This window comes from Campylobacter sp. RM12640, assembly GCF_020137595.1.
Lineage (GTDB): Bacteria > Campylobacterota > Campylobacteria > Campylobacterales > Campylobacteraceae > Campylobacter_E.
Genome location: NZ_JACGAU010000003.1, coordinates 1 through 19,658, shown reverse-complemented (window position 1 = coordinate 19,658; position 19,658 = coordinate 1). Strand labels below are relative to the sequence as shown.

Sequence of the window (19,658 nt, the reverse complement as noted above, 5' to 3'; positions counted from 1 at the left end):
TATGAAAATACTTGCAGATGATATTAAATTTCATATAAATAATTTAGCAAAAATTACAGAAACAAATCGTCCTTTTACTAGATTGGTATTTACTAATACTTATGAAGAAGGTAGAAAATATATTAAAAATCATTTTTTAAATTTAGGACTTAATGTTATATATGATGATTTTGCCAATATGTTAGCTATTAAAAAGGGCAAAAGTAATGAATGTATTATAATAGGTTCTCATAGCGATACCGTTGCTAGTGGTGGTAGATTTGATGGAGTTTTAGGTGTTGTATCTGCTATGGTAATTGCTACAGCTTTAAAAGATATACAATTAGATAAAACTTTAATTTTTTGTGATTATTTAGGAGAAGAGCCTAATTATTTTGGTTTATCTTGCGTAGGTTCTAGGGGAATGTCTGGTAATTTGAGTAAAGAACAACTTGATATTAAAGTTAATGATACTAAATTATCAGATATGATAATCAAATCAGGTGGTAATAAATCATTTAGAACTTTTAACGAATTAGGAATAGGTAAGCTTATTGAAAGTTATGAATTGCATATTGAACAAGGAAATATGTTAGAGAGTTTAAATACTAAGATTGGTATTGTAAATAAAATTGTAGGTATTTCAAGATTTAATGTGGAATTTAAAGGTTTAAGCAATCACGCAGGAACAACAGCTATGCATTTAAGAAAAGATGCTTTATTAAATTCTTCAAAATTTATCGTATGGTTAAATGATAAAGCTATTGAGTATTCTAAACAAGCTTATACGGTAGCAACAGTTGGGGCGTGTAGTGTAATGCCTAATGCTGCTAATGTTATTTCTAATAGTGTAAAAATAAGTATAGATTTAAGAAGTGAAGATGATTTAATAAGAATAAATTTTATTAAAGAAATTGAAGAAAAGCTAAAAGATTTAGACGCTAATTATAAATTAGTATCAGATTCTAATGCTACTCCTGCTGATGATTTAATTATTAAGAATTTAAAACAAACAGCAGATGAGCTACAAGTAAGTAATATTATTATGCCAAGTGGGGCAGGGCATGATAGTGCTTTTATGGCTAAGATAGCTTCTATGGGTATGATTTTTATACCTAGCAAAAATGGTTTATCTCATCATCCTGATGAAGAAAGCTCATTTGAAGATGCAGCTATTGGCACTCAAATTATTTTAAATAACATATTAAGGAGTGGTTATGAAAAATAGAACAAGAACCGTTATAGCAGCTTCTATGGGTAATGCTTTAGAATGGTATGATTTTTCTTTATTCGCATTTTTTGCAGTATATATTAGTGCTAATTTTTTTCCAAAAGAAGCAGACCCAATTACTAATATGATTAATACTTTTTTATTATTTGGGGTTGGTTTTATAGCAAGACCTATTGGTGCTATATTATGTGGTTATATAGGTGATAAATATGGTAGGAAAAAGTCTTTATTGCTAACTATTTCAACAATGGCTATAGGAATAATTATTATAGTATTAACTCCAAAATTTCAAGATATAGGATATTTAGCTCCTATTATGCTTTTAGTAGCAAGATTATTTCAAGGATTTAGTGCAGGTGGAGAAATCGGTGGAGCAACTAGTTATTTATTAGAAAATGCTGATAAAAAGCAAAGATTATTATATGCTTCATTTTTGCAATCAACCATTGGAATTGCTAATATATTATCTGCATTAGCTGGAGTTATTATTACTACTATATTTACTACTCAAGATATTTATGATGGTGCTTGGAAATATGCTTTTGCTTTCGGGCTTTTGATTATTCCTGTTGGCGTATATATTCGTAATAAATCTAATGAAAGTGCAGTTTTTATTGAGCAACAAAAAGAGAACAAAAACAAAGCACCTTTAAAAGATTTATTAAAAGATTATAAAGGTAGAATTTTTACAGGTATGCTCTTTAGCACATTATGGACTGCTGGAGTTTATAGTTTAATTATTTTTATGCCTACTTTTTATCATAAATTCTTAGGCTATGATATGCAATTAGGCTATACTGCTAGTTTTTTAGGAAATATATTTTTGACATTAGGGTGTTTTTTTGCAGTGTTTATAGCACATAAAATTGGTCTTATAAAATCTCTTATGATTTCTATTGGGCTTTTATCTTTTATTCCATTTTTGGCTTTATATGTTTTATTAGGTAGTAGTAATGCTTTTTTATTATTTGCTATTCATATAATTTTATGTTTATTAATTAGCTTTTTTGTTGGATTAGCACCTGCTATTATGAGTTTATTATTTCCTGCTCATGTAAGAAGTAGTGGTTTGAGTATTTCTTATAATTTAGTTGCAATATTTTTTGCAGGATTTACTCCGGCAATTATTACATATTTAGCAAAATTTAGCTTATTTGCTCCTGCTGCTTGGACTTTATTGTCTTGTATTTTAGCTTTTTGGGGAGTTGTAAGAATGAAAAAATTAGGTCTTGATAATTGGCAAGAGTTTTAATTAAAAAGAATTTGAAAATTAATTTTCAAATTCTTTAATTGTTTTAGACTTGTCTTATTACATCAATTACACTGCCATCGCGATATTCAACGACGGCTACTATTTTTTTATTTGATTTTTCATACTCACAAACTCCGCAAATATCATTTGCAATACTAGCTAAGTCTTTTATATCAAGTATTTTTAGCCTTGAGTTTTTTAAGGTTTTTGCCAAAATTTTATCATTTAGTGCAATTCCGTATTCACAAACAAGTGCATTAATGCTTTCTCCTGGAGTTGTAATTGAGTTTATTTTTTCTTTAACGATAGCTTTTCTAGTCCTAATTAAATTAGTAGTAATTATTGCTAGTTTTGCTCCTGCAGCAGCGTCGCTATGCCCACCACTTCCGCCCATAATATATCCATTTGAACTAGTCATTACATTGGTATTAAAATTAGTATCAACTTCAGTTGCTCCTAAAACAACGCAATCAAGTCTATTTACTATAGGAGAGCTTGTGTGAATGTTTGCATACAAACTTGAGCTAACTTCGTAATGATTAGGATTAGTTTGCAATGATTTTAAAGCTTCTAAATCAAAACCTTGAACATCAAAAATATTATTAAAATACCCTTCATTATATAAACTAACTAAATATGCAGTTATTCCGCCCATAATAAATGAGCCTTTGATATTTTTTTCTTTCATAATTTCTTTTACATAATGAGCACTTGCAAGGCTTATCCCACCAGCTCCTGTTTGAAATGAAAAACCATCTTTTAAAAGCCCACTTTCATCTATTAAATTAGCCGTTGTTTTAGCAATTTTTAGCTGAATTGGGTCTTTTGTAATATCAGTTGTGCCTGATTTAATACCATTTGGATCACCTATCTCATCAACCATTAAAACATAATCAATCTTATCTTGAGTAATACTAGGATTGCTTAATGGATAAGGATATATAGTATCACTTACTGCAACGCTAACTTTAGCAAAATCTGCATCAGGCATAGCATAACCGATTGAGCCAAAGGCATTTTTACCCATTGTTCCATTGATATTCCCTGCATTATCGGTTGCACTTGCTGCAATAAATGCTACATCAATTTCTAAATCCCCTGCATAAATTGCTCTAGCACGACCGCCGTGGGTTCTAAAAATAGCTACTTTTTTAAATTCTCCACGAGAAATAGCATTTGCGACTTTTCCTGTGCAATAGTTTGTATCTATTTGAGTTATTATTCCTTTTTTTGCATATTCTACTAAAAAATCATGAGTTGGAAAAATTGCACTAATTGCTAGTTTTAAATCATTTATGCCTAGCTCTTCACAAGCTTGTAAGATAATTCCTACTACTTTATCCCCATTTCTTAGATGATGATGAAATGATATTGTATCTCCACTTTTTAAGCCTGTTTTTTTGATTAATTCTTTTACATTTGTATAGACTTTATTATCAGTTGGGTTTGATAATTTTATATGCTTTTTAAGTGATTTTTCTTTAGGTTTTAAACTAAATGCTCCGTTAAAAGCAATTACTTCTCCATAATCTTTAATATAATCAATATTCATAGAATTTCCTTTAAAATCTTTTTAGCACGACTAACAATAGGTGCATCAATCATTTTGCCATTTAGTGAAATTACTCCACTTTTTTTAAGTTCGGCTTCTTTTATAGCGTTTAGGACTTGATTAGCCCAGATTATTTCTTTTTCACTAGGTTTAAAGCAATTATGAATAATATCAATATGTCTTGGGCTAATTACTAATTTGCCATCAAATCCTAGATTTTTAATATAAGTTGTATCGGCTATTAATCCATTTTCATCATTTATATTTGTATATGGAGTATCTATTGCATCTATTTTTGCAGCCTTACATACATTTAATAAATAATTTCTAGCAAAATCAATCTCAACTCCACTCTCGCTTCTTTTTGCACCAATTTCGCTCGTATAATCTTCTGCACCAAAGCAAATAGCACTAACGCCATTTAAAAATGCTAATTCTTTAGCATTCAATAAGCCAAGTGGAGTTTCTATTAAAAGTAAAATTTCAATTTTTGGATTTAAATTCTTTGTGTATTTGATAAGTTCTTTAATCTCTTCTACATTTTCAGCTTTTGGGATTAATATGCTATTAATTTTAGTTTTTGATAGTGCTAAAATATCGTTTTTTGCATTCTCTAAATTAATCCTAACTATTTTTTCACATTCATAATTTAGTATAGTTAAGGCATTGCAAACTAGATTTAAGGCACTATCTTTTTGCATAGGACTTACTGCATCTTCTAAGTCAAATATAATAGCATCAGCTCCAAATAATCCTGCGTTTTGAATATTTCCTGCATTATTTCCTGGTATAAATAGCAATGTTCTTCTCATTTTTCTAACCTTTCTAATGCTGTTTTTAGCCTTGCTAAGATACAAAAATCTAAAGCACCTTTATCATTTATCTCTATTAAAACATTTGTATTTTTATGTTCTTTACAATAATTTTGAATTAAGTTCTTAATATGTTTTGCATAAGGATTTTCTTCTTCATTTATAAATACGATTTGAAATTCCTTATGTTTTTGAATATTAATTAAACAATCATTTGATTCAATAGTTCCAACGCTAATCATCTTAAACTCCAAATTGTGCAAATAAAAATGTAGCAGCTATAACCGTGCAAGCCCCACCAATTCTAGTTGAAATCTGTGCAAATGGCATAAGCTCCATTCTATTACAAGAGCCTAGAATTGCAACATCTCCTGTGCCACCAAGTCCTGAATGACAAACCATAACGCAAGAGCATTCAATCTCAAACATATTTAAAAACTTTGCACAAAAATACCCAGTAAGTGCCATAGTAGTAACTACGCTAAAGCAAATTATTATAAAAGCAATATTAATTGCAGCAATTACATCTTTCCAAGGTGTCCAAATAACTCCAACACCTACTAAAAGAGCCCAAGTTAGGTTTTTGCTTACAAATTGATATATGAAATTAGCTCCGTATTCTAGGCTTTTTGGCATTATGTTTAAAACTTTTGTAATAGTAGCCATAATAATCATGATAATTGGAGCAGGAATTGAAATTATCATATTTAATAATTTTCCTATTAAAAAATAGCATACCGCAACGAGCAAACCAGCACCCATTAATTTAATATCAAAAGGCAAGGTATCGTTATTTAAAGAATTGATATTTTCTTCTTTAGTTTTTACTAAAAGCCCGTTTCCACTTAAATGTGGCTTTTTTAGAGCTAGATTTTTTAAATATCCTGCATAAGCAATTGCAAATAAGTTTCCAAGCATTGCAGCAGGTGCTAGAAGTGCTATTATATTTGATGAATTGGCATTGCCTAAAATTTCTGAATAAGCAACACTTAGTGGGATAATTCCCTCTCCAACTCCGCCACTTAAGATAGGAATTGCTATATAAAATACAGCGTGAGCTCCACCAATGCTAGTAACTGAACCTATTAAATATGCCACTATAATAGCTAAAAAAGTTCCTATAAATAAAGGTATAAACATTTTTAAAAACCCTGCAATTAAAATTGCTCGTTTCATACTTAATATACTTCCAACTACTAAAACGCTTATATAAAGATATAAGAAATTAGATTGTTTTATAAAAAATGTTATAGCATCTATTGAGTTTTGATTTAATAAACCATAATAAACCATACAAGATGGAACAAAAATGCTTAATATAGCTGGTCCGCCAATATTTTTTAAAATAGGCACTTTCATACCAATTTCGCCAAGCAGTATTCCTAAAATCATAGTAATAGCAAGTCCGCCTACCATATCTTTAGGAAGTTTTCCAAAATAGCAAGTGAAAAATACAATAAGTGCAAATACACAAAATGCGTATAAATTTACACCACCTATTTGTCTTTCTTTCATAAAAACTCCTTTAAAAATAATTTGAGTTTTCATTTTAAGAAGAATTAAGATTTTGTAAATTTAAGTAATTTAAAAAAGCTTTTAAATAATTAAAATAAGTAAATTAGTTTAATTTATAATATATTTGTGGTCTTCCTTTGGCTTTATATTCTAGTTTTGAAGTAATGTAATTAATTTGTTCTAAATAAGTTAGATATTTTCTAAGAGATATTTTAGAAATATTTGTTAGTTTTTCTAATTCATTGACATTAAACCAAGTATTAAATTCTTTTATTTTATCTTTTATAAGAGCTAAAGAATTTTTATCAATTCCTTTTGGTAATTCATCAATTTGTTTATAAAGAGCTTTATCAATATTTTCTTGATTGATTTTGCTATTTAATAGATTTCTTCTTAACTTATATTGATTTAGTGAGCTTTCAAGCCTATTTTGTTTAAATGGTTTTAGAATATAATCAATTACTCCTAGATTTAAGCTTTTTTGTAAGCTTAAGCTATCATTTCTAGCAGAAATTACAATAATATCAATCTTACTAAACTCACTTTTAATTCTTCTAATAAGCTCAATTCCATCAGTATTTGGCAAGGTTAAATCAAGTAATATCAAATCTATTTCATTACTTAGCAAATAATTTATAGCATCATCTACTCTAGTAAAACAAGCTAGTAATTTAAACTCACTTACTGATAAAAGAATGTTTTTATTAATATCTTGCACCATCAAATCATCTTCAACTATTATTGTCTTAATCATTATTAATCCTTAAAATTACACTAAAAGAGCTTCCATTTTTTAATTTACTAACACTTATTGTTCCATCATAATTAGCAACAATTTTAGCACATAAATAAAGTCCATATCCTCTAAATTCACCCTTAGTAGAATAGCCTTTAGTAAATAAGTTTTCTTTATTTTGAATGCCGCAGCCATTGTCTTTGCATTGAATTTTTAGGTAGTTTTTATTATTTTTTATAAATATTTCTATATTTTTATTTTCTGTATTGCTTAATGCGTCTATTGAATTATTTATTAAATTTGAAAGAATGCTAATAATATCATTTTGTAAATTACTATCATTTAAATTATCTAAAAATGATTTTTTATTAAGATTTATATTGATTTTTAATTCTTTTGCAAAGGCGAATTTGCTTTCGCAAAAAGCTAGGATTACTTTATCATTGATATTGCATAATAATTTATTTAAATTCTCTTTATTTTTTAAAATCAATTCATCACAATAATTTTTTGCTTCATTTATATTATTATTTTCTAATAAGGCATTTATTATGTGAAGTTTGTTTGAGAATTCGTGATGATTTGCTCTTAGGGCTTCGGCGTATTTTTTGACATCTATTAGCTCATTTGCTAATTTTTTAACTTCTTTTATATCTTTAAAAGACGCTACAACTCCTGCTATATTATTATCTATAAAGTATGGAATTCTATTTGTTAAAATTGTGATTTCGTTTAATATTTGCTCTTGATTTAATTCAGCTATTTTTGTATTTAATACTTTTTGCATATTTGAATGTGGGATAATATTGGCATTTTTTCCTATTAAATCATTATCTACTAAGGCTAGTTTAAAAATATCTTTAGCTTTATCATTTATTAAAGTAATGGTGTTTTTATCATCTACTGCAATTATCCCATCATTTAAGGATTGCAAGATAGCGTTTTGTCTTGCAACTAAACTAGCTATTTGTTTTGGTTCATAACCTAATAATATGTTTTTTATATTTTTATTTAGTATTTTTGCTAGTATTAAAATGATTATTATAAAAATAATTATCAAAATAAAATTATATTTATTTTCTTCTAAAATTATTTGATTTAGATAATCTACGAATACTCCAACTATTACAGCACCTATAATTTGATTATCTTTATAAATTGGGCTAAAGCTTCTAATTGAGCGTTTTAAAGAACCTTTTGCTATTGAGATATAATGTCCTTGTCCGTTTAAGACTTGCTTAGCGTCCCCGCCTTCTACTAAAGTGCCTATTAAATCTTTATTAGGGTGGGTTAGTCGCTTTTGATTTTTATCTATTATTACTATGAAATCAAGATTTAATTCTTTACTTAATGTGTTTATATCTTCATTTAAATTAGGATTATTTATATTAATATTTTTTGCTAGAGTTTTTGATATTGCTTCTATTTTATGAGTAATTTCGTTTTCAATTAATTTTTTGCTTTGTATAAAAATAAAAACAGAAGTAATGCTTAAAACTATAAAAGAAATTAAAAAAAATGTTAAAGTAATTTTTGTAAATAATCTCATTTAAAATTCCTAATAGTTTTTTAGATACATTATATTAAAATCATTTAAGGAATTTGAAATTATGCAAAAAGATTTGCTTCAGCTAGTTTTAGAACAAAAAGAAAAGAGATTTAATGCAAGACTTGAATACGAAAATATTTATAAAACTCCTGTAATTTGCTTTAGCCTAAATCTTCCTTATATGTATAAAATATCTAATATTAGTGAAGTTAAAGAATTGTTTTTATTCGGAATTAACGAAGCGCTTAGTTTAGGAAATATCATAAATTATAGTGTTAATTTAGATGAATTATTTTGCTTATTTGCGATTGATGATGAAGCTTTAAATATAAAAAAACTCACTATATCTTTAGAAAATAAATATAATTTTTCAAGATTATTTGATTTTGATGTGTATTTTAATAACGAGACAATTAAGTTAAGAAATGCAGGTAGGAAGTGCTTTTTATGTGATGAATTAGCCATAGTTTGTCAAAGAAATAACACTCATACAAAATCTAGCATATATAAAAAACTTGATGAATTATTTGATGATTTTTATGTGCATATTTGCATAAATAAAAGTATTAAAAATAATTTTAGCAAAGCTGCTTTAAAGGCATTATTGTATGAAGTTAGCTTATCTCCTAAAATTGGCTTGGTTGATAGATTTAGTTCAAATTCTCATAATGATATGAACTTTTATACCTTTTTAGATAGCGTAAGTGAATTAAGAGAATATTTTGATAGCTTTTATACTTTAGCAAAATTATCAAAAAGAAATGATTTTATTAGGCTTAAAAAGATAGGTCAAATAGCAGAAAAATCTATGTTTAATGCCACAAATAATATAAATACTCATAAAGGTGCTTTATTTTTGTTTGCGATTATGATTTTTGCTTGTAGTAAAAGTGAAGATGAATTATCGCTTGAAAATATCTCAAAAATTACAAAAGATCTATGCGTAAATCTATGTCAAAATGAGTTAAACAATAATCTTAATTCAATCGGTGGGATTTGCTTTCAAAGATTTGGGATTAAGGGGATAAGAGATGAGGTTGAGAAAGGATTTATAAATACTTTTAAGGCTTTTAAATTCTATCAAGCTTTTGAGATTAAAAATGATATAAGTTTGTTAAAGACTTTATTTTATATCGTATATTTAATAGATGATACGAGTTTAATAAAAAGATTAAATTATAATTATGATAATTATTTACAAGTAAAAAATACTTGCTTAAAACTTAGTAAATATGATGATAGTAAAATAATAAAAATTATTAATAAATTAAATAATTTATACTCAAGTAAAAGCATTAGTTTTGGTGGAAGTGCTGATGTTTTATCATTAATAATATTTTTAAATTTTATAAAAATAAAATAATTTTTTAATAATTACTTAAAAATTATATAAGATTAAAATTTTTTATAAAAAAAAGTAAAAAATCTATGGAAATATTAAGTTTAATTAATTAAAGTAATACCTTTAATTTATTTTTAAACTTAAGGAACAATGATGAAAAAAACATTAATCACATCTATTATTGCGGCTAGTTGCTTGCACGCAGCTGAATATAATATATTCATAGCCAGCTTTAAAAAAGACGATTATGCTACATTAAACAAAATAAAATCAAATATTGAAAAAGTTGTTAATAGTAGCAAATACGCTAATGAATTGGTGGTAAAAGCAAGAGCTAGTGACCCACAAAGTGTAAACAATAGCACATATCACACCGTAGTTGTTGAAACTGCTGATATGTCTAAATCAAAAGTAACAGAGATTAGAAACTATCTTCGCTCAAATTCTATCTATAAAGACGCTTATTTTACGACTAGAAAACCAAATGAACCTAAATTTTCTAAGGTTGATAGTGAAGTAGATACTAATTTAAACAATGACGAATTAACTAGCGAACCAGCTGTTGTAGATAATAATTCATCTGTTTCAAGTATGTTAGATAGTTTAGATGAAAAAAATGATAATGGTTTAAATATTCCTGCATTTAACAATGTTGAAGACGCTAATTCAATTACTTTAAATAAAATGATTGCTAGTGTTCTTGATACAAACCCAAGTGTAAATACTTATAAACAAGAATATTTAAAATCTTTAAAAGACTTAGATATAGCAAGTGCTGAATATTATCCAATGTTAAATGTATATGCAAATGGTGGATATGTTAATAAAAAGAAAAAAGTTAATGTACAACCTGAACAAAAAGGAACAGGCACAACTCACGATGCTTCAATAGTTTTAACAGAAAACTTATTTAATGGTGGAAAAGATATGAATGGCAAGGCTCAACAAAGCCACATTACAAATTCTACAGCTTATAAAGTAATTCAAAATTCAAATGAAATCGTATATGATAGCACTAAAGCATATTTAGATATGATAAAAACTAAACTATTACTTGAAATAGCACAAAAAAATGTAAAAGCTCACGAAGATATTTATGCTCTAATCAAAGATAGAACAAGTTCAGGTTTTGCAAGAGCTAGTGAAGAAAGACAAGCAGGAAGCCGTTTAGCACTTGCTAAAAATAACTTATTATCAGCAGAAAACGATTTTAAAGATGCTGAATCAAGATTTACAAGATTATTTGGTAAAAATGTAGATATTAATTCTCTTGTAATGCCAGAATTTACTTATGCAATTCCTAGTTCAGTTGAAGGCTTAAATGAAATTAGTAAAAAATGTAATCCAAGTGTGAGAATTCAAGCTGAAAATATCAATGTGCTTGAATATGAAACAAAGGTTAAAAAAGGAAATTATTTACCTAAATTAGACTTAGAATTAAGTGCAAACTATGCAAAAGATAAAATCTTTAGAGATTTACAAGCAGATACTAAAGATACTTCAGCAGGTGCTTATTTAAGATTTTCATACAACCTATTTAATAAAGGTCAAGATAAGCTAAATGTTGAAAAAAGTAAAATCGGAGCATTAGCAAGTCAAATGGATTATAATGCTACTTTAAGAGAATTAGAAGAAAGCAATTCATACGCATTTAATTCATATAAAATTAGTAATGATAAATTAAATTATTTAAATGATTATGTTGAATATGCTAAATCTACACTTTTAACTTATGAAGATGAATTTAAAATTGGTAAAAGAGATTTAATCAATGTATTAGATGCTCAAAGCGAATATTTTTCAGCTGCTAAAGAATTAATTAATACAAAGAGCAATATTTTATTAACCCAATACAAAATGCTTGATAATATGGGTGTAATTTCTGAAGGTTTTGTTAATGGTTATGCAAAACAATACATTAATAAAGCTTGCTCAATCTCTGATATTAAGTAATTGATGTATAGTAGAATTTTTAAAAGAGTGATTTTATTCACTCTTTTTATCGGTATTAGTTTATCTAGTTCTTCATTCATTAAACCACAAACTTATGTTAGAATGGAGAAGACTTACGGACAAGTTAGTGTTAAAAGACTTGAAAAACTAGATAAGTTAATGCAAGATATACAAAATACAAATGATGCAAATAAATTAGTAAAAGTTAATGAATTTTTTAATGACCCAAGTATTATAAAATGGCAAGATGATATGATAACTTGGGGTAAGACTGATTATTGGGCTAATAGATTTGAATCGCTTGGAAAGGGTTTTGGAGATTGCGAAGATTTCGTAATTGCAAAATATCTTACTTTACTTGATTTAGGAGTTAGTGAAGAAAAATTATTTTTTACATACGTATATGCTAATTTAAATGGTAAATGGATTTCTCATATGGTTTTAGCATATTATGAAAAACCTAACGATATTCCTTTTATTTTAGATAGTAATACAAATTCAATTAAAAGAGCAAACAAAAGAGTTGATTTAAAGCCTGTGTTATCGTTTAATGCTAAAGACTTATTTTTAGCACAACAAGCATCAAGCGGTAAATTATCGGCAAAATCTTCAAAATATACAAAAGATTGGTCTAGTTATTTAGAGAATTTAAAAAAGGGTGATTTATGACTTTATTTAAGCAAATTTTATTAGGTGCTATAGTTTTTATATTAATTATAATAGCTATTGTTGGTGTTAAAAACTATCAAACTACAAATGATTTTATAAACGAGCAATTAAGTGCAAATGCAAAGCATACAGCAACTTCGCTAGGATTATCAATTGCTACTTTAGATAATGTTGATAAAGATAGTGTTGAGCTTATGATTAATGCTATTTTTGATAGTGGATATTATCAAGAAATTAAATTCACTGACGCAAATGATGAGATAGTTTATGATAAAAGTAAAGAAAAAGTATTTTATGGAGTTAGTGATTTATTTGTAAAACTTGTAAATATTAGCACTCCTGTTGAGAGTTTTGAGATTAGACAATGGAATAAAATAGGCACTATTTATGTGCAAATTAGCCCTGCATTTGCTTACGAGCAACTTTATACAACCCTTAAAGAATTGTTTATTAATTTAGTGATTATTTTTATAGTTTCTATGATTTTAATTTATTTTTCACTAAAAGCGATTTTAGCACCACTAAATAAGGTTAGAAAACAAGCAGAAGCTATACTTGAACACGAGTTTATAATACAAAATAAACTACCATTTACCCAAGAAGTCAGAAAAATGGTAATGGCGATGAACTCAATGGTAGGTAAGGTTAAAGATATATTTGATAAAGAGAGCGAAACGCTAGATAAATATAATGATTTGCTTTATAAAGATGAAAGAACTAAGCTATTTAATAGAAGATATTTTATAAATAAATTTGAATCAATTAAAAGTAGGGAAGAGTATTCAAATGGATATTGCTTTTTATTAAGCATTAAAGAAACTTATAATCTAAAAAAGATTTTAGGTTTTAATAAATCTATGGAATTTTTAGGAAGATTATCAGATATTTTAAGAGATAATGATAAGGTTTTTGATAGTGAATGTGTATTTTCAATTAATGAAAATGATTTCGCTGTTTTAGGCGAGAATTCTTTAGGTTTTGAAGAAAACTGCGTAAATTATCTAAATAAAATAAAAGATTTATTTAAAGAATTTGGACTTGATGATAGTGAGTTTTTAATAAGCAGTTCTTTAAGTTCTTATGAAGGAAAAAAGCTAAATGAAATTCTTGCTGAACTAGACTTATTGTTAATTAAAAATAAGACTAATTATTCTTTAAACAAATCAAATAATTCTGATAATATTATCTTAGGTAAAGAGCAATTTAGAACATTTATTTATAACGCTATGAATAATAATGATTTTTGTTTTGCTAGCCAAGAAGTTTTAGATACTGATAATAATGTATATCATAAAGAATTATATTTGAGATTAAAATATAAAAATGAATTAAAAAATGCTTCTTATTTTATGCCTATTGTAAATGAGCTTAATTTATCAAAAGAATTAGATATTTATGTATTAAGTAAGGCTTTAAGTGAAGAATTTAAATCAGGAATTTCTGTAAATATTTCAAATGATTTAATAAAAGCAGAAAATTATCAAAAATTAGAAAAAATATTCAAAACTAGAAAAAATGAAAAAGTTTATTTAGAACTTGCTATGAGTAAGGAATTAAATATTAGAAATCTTATTGAGTTTTCAAGATTTGCTAAGACTTATGATATAGCTTTAGGGCTTGACCATTTTACTTTAAACAAAGAAAACTTAAGTATTTTAAATGAATTAAATATTTCTTATATTAAAGTTCAGGCAAGAACATTGCTTGATTTATTAGAAGATGTTAATGCTAGTGGGGCTAAAAATGCTTTAGAAATTATCTTAAATTCAAAAGGAATAAAAATAATTGCAATAGGTATAGAAGATGAAGAAACTTATAACAAAATAAAAGAATTAAATATTAATTTAGTTCAAGGAAATTACACAAGTAAAGTTAAGGAAGAAATATGATAAATACAAAAACAGATGAATTGCTAGATTGTCTAGTTATTCTTACTAAGCTTTATAACAATCCTTATAGTGCCGAAGCACTTACAGCTGGGTTGCCTTATGATAAAAATTTAGGCGGTATAGAGCTATTTTCAAAAAATAATAAAAAATCTCTTTTTAGTAGAGCTGCAAAAAGAGCTGGTTTTGCTAGCACATTAGTGAAAAAAGATTTAAAAGATATTCCTAATTTAGTATTGCCTTGTATTTTAATGCTAAAAGACCAAAAAGCATGTATTTTACAAAGTTTTCAAGATAATGATAAATTAAGTATTATTTTTCCAGGATTTGATGGTGCAGCTACATTGGTTAGTAAAGCAGAAATTGAAGAAGAATATTTAGGCTATGCTTTTTATTTAAAAAGAGAATTTGTTATTAAAAATGAAATAAATAATCTTAAAAATAACCCTAATGAGCATTGGTTTTGGGATACGCTTAAAAAATCAAAATCAATTTATGTAGATGTTTTACTAGCTTCATTTATTATAAACTTATTTGTTTTAGCAGGTCCGCTTTTTACAATGAATGTTTATGATAGGGTTGTGCCTAATAATGCAATTGAGACTTTATGGGTTTTAGCTTTAGGAGTATTTGTTGTTTATACAATTGATATGATTATTAAATTAGTTAGAGCTTATTTTTTAGAAACAGCTTCAAAAAAGAGCGATATTATTATGAGCTCATTAATTTATGAAAGAGTGTTGGATATTAAATTAAGTTCTAGACCTGCTAGTGTTGGTTCTTTTGCGCAAAATCTAAAAGAATTTGATACGCTTAAAAGTTTTTTTGCAAATGCTAGTATTGCTGCTATTGTGGATTTGCCATTTTGTATAATATTTTTAGCAACAATTTATTTTCTAGCAGGGCATTTAGTAGTAGTTCCTGTTATTGTTATGATACTTATTTTAATTTATACATTTAGTATTAGAAAACCTTTACAGACTTCAATAGAAAGCACATATCAAGCAAGTGCATTTAAAAATGGTGTTTTAATTGAGAGTTTAAATACACTTGAGACAATTAAGACTTTAGGTGCAGCATCTTCTTCTCAATGGATATACGAAGAAGCAACAGGAGAAATTGCTAATAAAAGTATAAAAAATAAATTATTATCTAGTTCTATTCCTATGGTTACAGGGTTTTTAGTTCAATTTAACACTATTGCTATTGTTGTATTGGGTGTTTATATGATTAAGGATATGGAGCTTAGTATGGGTGGTCTTGTTGCTAGTGTGATTTTAAGTTCTCGTGCAATATCTCCTATGGGTCAGGTAGCTTCTCTTATATCAAATTACGAGCAGACTAAAACAGCTTATAAGAGCCTTAATGATATTATGAATATGCCAGTAGAGCGTGAAAATGGCAAAAAATTCGTAAGAAGAAATAATTTCTTAGGTGGTATTGAGTTTAAAAATGTTTCATTTGCTTATCCAGAAGCTAAAAAAGAATCTTTAAGTGATGTTAGCTTTAAAATTAATGCTGGAGAAAAAGTTGCAATTATTGGTAAAAATGGTAGTGGAAAAACAACTATAGAAAAATTAATTATGGGACTTTATGAGCCAAGTAAAGGCAGTATTCATGTAGATGGTATTGATATTGAGCAAATTGACCCAGTGGATTTAAGAGAGCATATTGGCTATGTTTCTCAAGATATTATGCTATTTAAAGGCACTTTAAGAGAAAATATAGTTTATAAAGCACCTTATGCAAGTGATGAAGAAATTATAAAAGCTGCAAATATTTCTTGTGTTAGTGAATTTGTAAATTCTCACCCACTTGGATTTGATATGCCTGTTTATGAGCGTGGAGAAGGTATAAGTGGGGGTCAAAGACAAGCTATTGCAATATCAAGAGCGTTTATAACAAATACACCTATTATGCTATTAGATGAGCCAACAAATCAAATAGATACTCAAACAGAAGCAAAAGTTATAAATAATTTAAAAGAAGCTTGCAAAGATAAAACATTAATAGTAATTACTCATAAACAATCACTTCTTAATCTAGTTGATAGAATAATTGTAATTGATAATGCTAAGGTAGTTTTAGATGGAAGTAAAGAAGAAGTTTTAGCAAAGTTAGGAGCTAGTAAATGAAAAACTATACAAAAGATGATTTAGATTTTATGAATAGCTTATCACAAGCTGTATTATCAAAAAGCTCTCAAAAAACAAAAACTATGCTTTATATAATTATTACTTGTGTAATTGGTTTGATTGCTTGGATGAGTGTAGCAGAAATTGATGAGATTACAAGGGGGCAGGGCAAGGTAGTGCCTAGCGGTCAAAACCAAGTAGTTCAAAACCTAGAAGGTGGTATAGTTCAAGAATTATTAGTAAGAGAAGGCGATGTTGTAAAAAAAGGTCAAGTATTACTTAAGATTGATAATAAAAGTTTTGAGAGTTCTTTAGGCGAGAGTGAAGTAAAAATTAGTGAGCTTTTGGCTAAAAAAATTAGGCTTTTTGCTCAAGCAAATAGTAAAGAATTTGATATTAGTATTTTAAGCGAAGATGAAGTAAATAAAATTTTCCCACAGACTTTAAAAAACGAACAAAGTTTATATGAGAGTAATATAGAGCAATTAAAAGAAAAAATTTCTCAAAAAGAAAGCGAAATAAAGGAACTAAAATCAAAAATCAACCATTTAAGCACGAGTTATAATTTAGTATCTAAACAAAATGATTTGACTTATAGTCTTTATAAAAAAGGTAGTGTGAGTGAAGTTGAATATTTACAAATTAGCAGACAATTAAATGATATTAGGGGTGAATTATCTCAAGCAAGATTATCGCTACCTAAATTAGAAGCTACATTAAATGAAATAAGATTAGGTTTTATTAATGATTCTAAAAAAGAACTAAATGAAACAAATGCTGAAATTGCTAGAATTAATAAAAGTCAAATAGGTCTTGATGATAGGGTTGATAGAACCTTAGTAAAAAGCCCTGTAAATGGTATAGTTTCAAAGCTTAATGTTCATACTGTTTCAGGAGTAATCAAGCCAGGTGAAAATATAGCTGAAATAGTTCCACTTGATGATAGATTGATTGCTGAAGTTAAGGTTAAACCTGCTGATGTGGCATTTTTAAGAGAAGGTTTAAGAGCTATTATTAAGGTAAGTGCTTATGATTTTAGTATTTATGGCGGACTTGAAGGACAAGTTATGCAAATTAGTGCCGATACAGAAACCAATGATAAAGGAGAGAGTTTTTATTTAGTAAAAATCGTAACAGAAAAAAATCATCTAGGAACAGATGAGCACCCACTAAATATCAAAGTGGGTATGATAGTAAATGCTGATATTGTTACTGGTAAAAAGACTATATTAGATTATTTATTAAAACCAATATTTAAAACCAAACAAAATGCTTTAAGGGAAAGATAATGCAAATAATTATAAATGTAGAAGATAAAGAGCTAAGAACTTATTTAGAAGAAATATTGAATGATTTTAATGTATATTCAACAAATTATTTAGATGTAATAATAGCTAAATACAAAGATGCTAATGTTATAATTTGCGATAATATTGATAGTATAAAAGAATTATCAAAATATAATTTTAAATGTCTAGCTATATCAAAAAATCCAAATTTTATAGAATCTCAAGCGTTTTTAAATGGCAATGCTAAAGGGTATGCAAACGCAAGAATGCAAAAAATTCACTTTATAGATGCAATTAATTGTATTAGTAATGGCGGTATATGGTTATTGCCTGATATTATTAGTAATATGATAAGTCTTATTAATCAAAGCTATAAACAAGATAATAATGATTTATATGAATTATTAACTGATAGAGAAAAAGTAGTTGCAAATTATATAAAAGATGGATTAAACAACGCACAAATTGCTAATATTTTGCAACTTAGCGAAAGAACTATAAAGGCTATAACTTCAACTATTTATCAAAAAGTAGGGGTTAAGAATAGAATTCAATTCGTAATGGCTTTAAAAAATATTGATAAATAAATATAAAGTCCTATTTTAAATTCTTGTTTAAAATAGGATTAAAATTGTATTCTTTTAGTTAATATTTTTAATTAATAATTATTATTACTTAAGTTTTATTTAACTTTGTTTATTTATACTACGCCTTTTTAAATTATTACAAAAAAGGATTTAAATGAAACTATCACAAAAAATTTCCATATATCTTACCGCAGTTTTAATAATTGCATCAGTAATTTTAACTTCATACGAATTAAATAGAGTTAAAACTATTATTAATTCAAATTACAATGAATTAAATAGAAATGATATAACTTTAAAGAATTTGTATATAAATTCTTATATAGATGTAAAATTAAATAATATTAAAAAAATTGCTAAAAAATTTGAAGAAGCAAAAGATGTAAGCCCAAATTTTATTAAGCAAATAATAGAAGATGATAATAAGATTTTAGATTTTAAAGGTTTATTTGTAGGTTTAACAAATGGCGATGTTTATAAGGCTGAATCTGATTTAACTTTTAGATTAATCCCTAATTTTGATGGTAGAACTAGAGCTTGGTATAAAGAAGCTTTAGAATTAAAACAAGCAAATTTATCTTCAGTATATCAAGATGTTTCAAGTAAAAAATCAGCCACAACTATTTTTGCACCTGTAGTAATTGATAATAAAATAGTAGCTGTTGTTGGTGGTAATATTTTAATTGATGATTTTAGCGATGAGATTACTAGAGCAAATTCTTTAAAAAATTCTAGCACTATAATTTTAGATAAAAATGATGAGATTATTTCAAGTTCTAATAAAGATGATTTAGGTAATCCTGAATGGAAAAAAGAATTTGTAAGTAAATTACAAAATTATTATAAAAATGATAATAGTGGTAATTTTATATTTAATAAAAATGATAAAGAATATATAGCTTATTGTTTAGAAGATAAATTAACAGGATATGATGTTTGCTCAATTATGCCAAAGGCAAATATTGATGATACTATTCACAATAGTATGATGAATTCAATTTATGAGTTTATAATATTTATTATTGTAGTTATAGGAATTTTATACTATTTAATCAAAAAATCTTTAAATCCTATGATTGCTATGCAAAATGGTTTAACTGAATTTTTTGAATTTTTAAATTATGAAAAAAATGATGCTAACAAAATCGCAATCACTTCTAAAGACGAATTT

16 protein-coding genes are annotated in these 19,658 nt (G+C 26.7%); 10 read left to right on the top strand and 6 right to left on the bottom strand.

Annotated elements, in window-relative coordinates:
• The first annotated feature begins 1 nt into the window (after position 1).
• Positions 2-1,207: a hydantoinase/carbamoylase family amidase gene (locus AVBRAN12640_RS01465; protein WP_214118460.1), complete on the top strand. Its 1,206-nt coding sequence runs from the start codon at positions 2-4 to the stop codon at positions 1,205-1,207.
• Positions 1,197-2,462: an MFS transporter gene (locus AVBRAN12640_RS01460; RefSeq protein WP_336608573.1), complete on the top strand. Its 1,266-nt coding sequence runs from the start codon at positions 1,197-1,199 to the stop codon at positions 2,460-2,462. The genes AVBRAN12640_RS01465 and AVBRAN12640_RS01460 overlap by 11 nt, the downstream gene beginning before the upstream one ends.
• Positions 2,463-2,505: 43 nt before the next feature.
• On the opposite strand, the gene citF is transcribed toward AVBRAN12640_RS01460, so the two are convergent.
• The 6 genes from citF to AVBRAN12640_RS01430 all read right to left on the bottom strand — a co-directional run bounded on the left by citF (position 2,506) and on the right by AVBRAN12640_RS01430 (position 8,626).
• The gene (citF, locus tag AVBRAN12640_RS01455) at positions 2,506-4,014 is read right to left on the bottom strand and encodes a citrate lyase subunit alpha (RefSeq protein ID WP_336608572.1); all 1,509 of its coding nucleotides are present in this window, start codon (positions 4,012-4,014) and stop codon (positions 2,506-2,508) included.
• Positions 4,011-4,826, bottom strand: a complete 816-nt coding sequence (locus AVBRAN12640_RS01450; protein ID WP_336608571.1) for an HpcH/HpaI aldolase/citrate lyase family protein — start codon at positions 4,824-4,826, stop codon at positions 4,011-4,013. The genes citF and AVBRAN12640_RS01450 overlap by 4 nt, the downstream gene beginning before the upstream one ends.
• Positions 4,823-5,068, bottom strand: coding sequence for a hypothetical protein (locus tag AVBRAN12640_RS01445; RefSeq protein ID WP_214118452.1), 246 nt, complete (start codon positions 5,066-5,068; stop codon positions 4,823-4,825). Before AVBRAN12640_RS01445 ends, AVBRAN12640_RS01450 begins: the two co-directional genes overlap by 4 nt.
• A gap of 1 nt (position 5,069) precedes the next feature.
• Entirely contained in the window at positions 5,070-6,341 is a 1,272-nt protein-coding gene (locus AVBRAN12640_RS01440) for a 2-hydroxycarboxylate transporter family protein (protein ID WP_336608570.1), read from the bottom strand.
• A gap of 103 nt (positions 6,342-6,444) precedes the next feature.
• On the bottom strand, positions 6,445-7,095 hold the full coding sequence (locus AVBRAN12640_RS01435; protein WP_336608569.1) for a response regulator: 651 nt from the start codon (positions 7,093-7,095) through the stop codon (positions 6,445-6,447).
• Positions 7,088-8,626, bottom strand: coding sequence for a sensor histidine kinase (locus AVBRAN12640_RS01430; RefSeq protein WP_336608568.1), 1,539 nt, complete (start codon positions 8,624-8,626; stop codon positions 7,088-7,090). Before AVBRAN12640_RS01430 ends, AVBRAN12640_RS01435 begins: the two co-directional genes overlap by 8 nt.
• A gap of 61 nt (positions 8,627-8,687) precedes the next feature.
• Here AVBRAN12640_RS01430 and AVBRAN12640_RS01425 point away from each other — a divergent pair, with 61 nt between their 5' ends.
• The 8 genes from AVBRAN12640_RS01425 to AVBRAN12640_RS01390 form a co-directional block, all read left to right on the top strand.
• A complete protein-coding gene (locus tag AVBRAN12640_RS01425; protein WP_336608567.1) occupies positions 8,688-9,989 on the top strand; it encodes a triphosphoribosyl-dephospho-CoA synthase in 1,302 nt (433 codons plus the stop codon).
• 132 nt (positions 9,990-10,121) lie between these two features.
• The gene (locus AVBRAN12640_RS01420; protein WP_336608566.1) at positions 10,122-11,921 is read left to right on the top strand and encodes a TolC family protein; all 1,800 of its coding nucleotides are present in this window, start codon (positions 10,122-10,124) and stop codon (positions 11,919-11,921) included.
• 3 nt (positions 11,922-11,924) lie between these two features.
• Complete coding sequence (locus AVBRAN12640_RS01415) at positions 11,925-12,590, top strand: transglutaminase-like cysteine peptidase (protein WP_214120625.1); 666 nt, start codon at positions 11,925-11,927, stop codon at positions 12,588-12,590.
• Positions 12,587-14,479, top strand: coding sequence for a bifunctional diguanylate cyclase/phosphodiesterase (locus tag AVBRAN12640_RS01410; RefSeq protein ID WP_214118432.1), 1,893 nt, complete (start codon positions 12,587-12,589; stop codon positions 14,477-14,479). The genes AVBRAN12640_RS01415 and AVBRAN12640_RS01410 overlap by 4 nt, the downstream gene beginning before the upstream one ends.
• Positions 14,476-16,611, top strand: a complete 2,136-nt coding sequence (locus tag AVBRAN12640_RS01405) for a type I secretion system permease/ATPase (RefSeq protein ID WP_336608565.1) — start codon at positions 14,476-14,478, stop codon at positions 16,609-16,611. The genes AVBRAN12640_RS01410 and AVBRAN12640_RS01405 overlap by 4 nt, the downstream gene beginning before the upstream one ends.
• The gene (locus tag AVBRAN12640_RS01400; RefSeq protein WP_214118428.1) at positions 16,608-17,900 is read left to right on the top strand and encodes an HlyD family type I secretion periplasmic adaptor subunit; all 1,293 of its coding nucleotides are present in this window, start codon (positions 16,608-16,610) and stop codon (positions 17,898-17,900) included. The genes AVBRAN12640_RS01405 and AVBRAN12640_RS01400 overlap by 4 nt, the downstream gene beginning before the upstream one ends.
• Positions 17,900-18,487 carry a response regulator transcription factor gene (locus tag AVBRAN12640_RS01395; protein WP_214118426.1) on the top strand — a complete coding sequence of 196 codons (588 nt, stop codon included), beginning with the start codon at positions 17,900-17,902 and terminating at the stop codon, positions 18,485-18,487. Before AVBRAN12640_RS01400 ends, AVBRAN12640_RS01395 begins: the two co-directional genes overlap by 1 nt.
• Positions 18,488-18,641: 154 nt before the next feature.
• Positions 18,642-19,658, top strand: a 1,017-nt coding sequence (locus AVBRAN12640_RS01390) for a cache domain-containing protein (RefSeq protein WP_336612946.1), incomplete at its 3' end; no start/stop codon positions are given.

Excerpts from the sequence above, each read along its gene's own strand:
- AVBRAN12640_RS01465 (WP_214118460.1), top strand. The coding sequence starts at position 2 with ATGAAAATACTTGCAGATGATATTAAATTTCATATAAATAATTTAGCA.
- AVBRAN12640_RS01460 (WP_336608573.1), top strand. The coding sequence starts at position 1,197 with ATGAAAAATAGAACAAGAACCGTTATAGCAGCTTCTATGGGTAATGCT.
- citF (WP_336608572.1), bottom strand. The coding sequence starts at position 4,014 with ATGAATATTGATTATATTAAAGATTATGGAGAAGTAATTGCTTTTAAC.
- AVBRAN12640_RS01450 (WP_336608571.1), bottom strand. The coding sequence starts at position 4,826 with ATGAGAAGAACATTGCTATTTATACCAGGAAATAATGCAGGAAATATT.
- AVBRAN12640_RS01445 (WP_214118452.1), bottom strand. The coding sequence starts at position 5,068 with ATGATTAGCGTTGGAACTATTGAATCAAATGATTGTTTAATTAATATT.
- AVBRAN12640_RS01440 (WP_336608570.1), bottom strand. The coding sequence starts at position 6,341 with ATGAAAGAAAGACAAATAGGTGGTGTAAATTTATACGCATTTTGTGTA.
- AVBRAN12640_RS01435 (WP_336608569.1), bottom strand. The coding sequence starts at position 7,095 with ATGATTAAGACAATAATAGTTGAAGATGATTTGATGGTGCAAGATATT.
- AVBRAN12640_RS01430 (WP_336608568.1), bottom strand. The coding sequence starts at position 8,626 with ATGAGATTATTTACAAAAATTACTTTAACATTTTTTTTAATTTCTTTT.
- AVBRAN12640_RS01425 (WP_336608567.1), top strand. The coding sequence starts at position 8,688 with ATGCAAAAAGATTTGCTTCAGCTAGTTTTAGAACAAAAAGAAAAGAGA.
- AVBRAN12640_RS01420 (WP_336608566.1), top strand. The coding sequence starts at position 10,122 with ATGAAAAAAACATTAATCACATCTATTATTGCGGCTAGTTGCTTGCAC.
- AVBRAN12640_RS01415 (WP_214120625.1), top strand. The coding sequence starts at position 11,925 with ATGTATAGTAGAATTTTTAAAAGAGTGATTTTATTCACTCTTTTTATC.
- AVBRAN12640_RS01410 (WP_214118432.1), top strand. The coding sequence starts at position 12,587 with ATGACTTTATTTAAGCAAATTTTATTAGGTGCTATAGTTTTTATATTA.
- AVBRAN12640_RS01405 (WP_336608565.1), top strand. The coding sequence starts at position 14,476 with ATGATAAATACAAAAACAGATGAATTGCTAGATTGTCTAGTTATTCTT.
- AVBRAN12640_RS01400 (WP_214118428.1), top strand. The coding sequence starts at position 16,608 with ATGAAAAACTATACAAAAGATGATTTAGATTTTATGAATAGCTTATCA.
- AVBRAN12640_RS01395 (WP_214118426.1), top strand. The coding sequence starts at position 17,900 with ATGCAAATAATTATAAATGTAGAAGATAAAGAGCTAAGAACTTATTTA.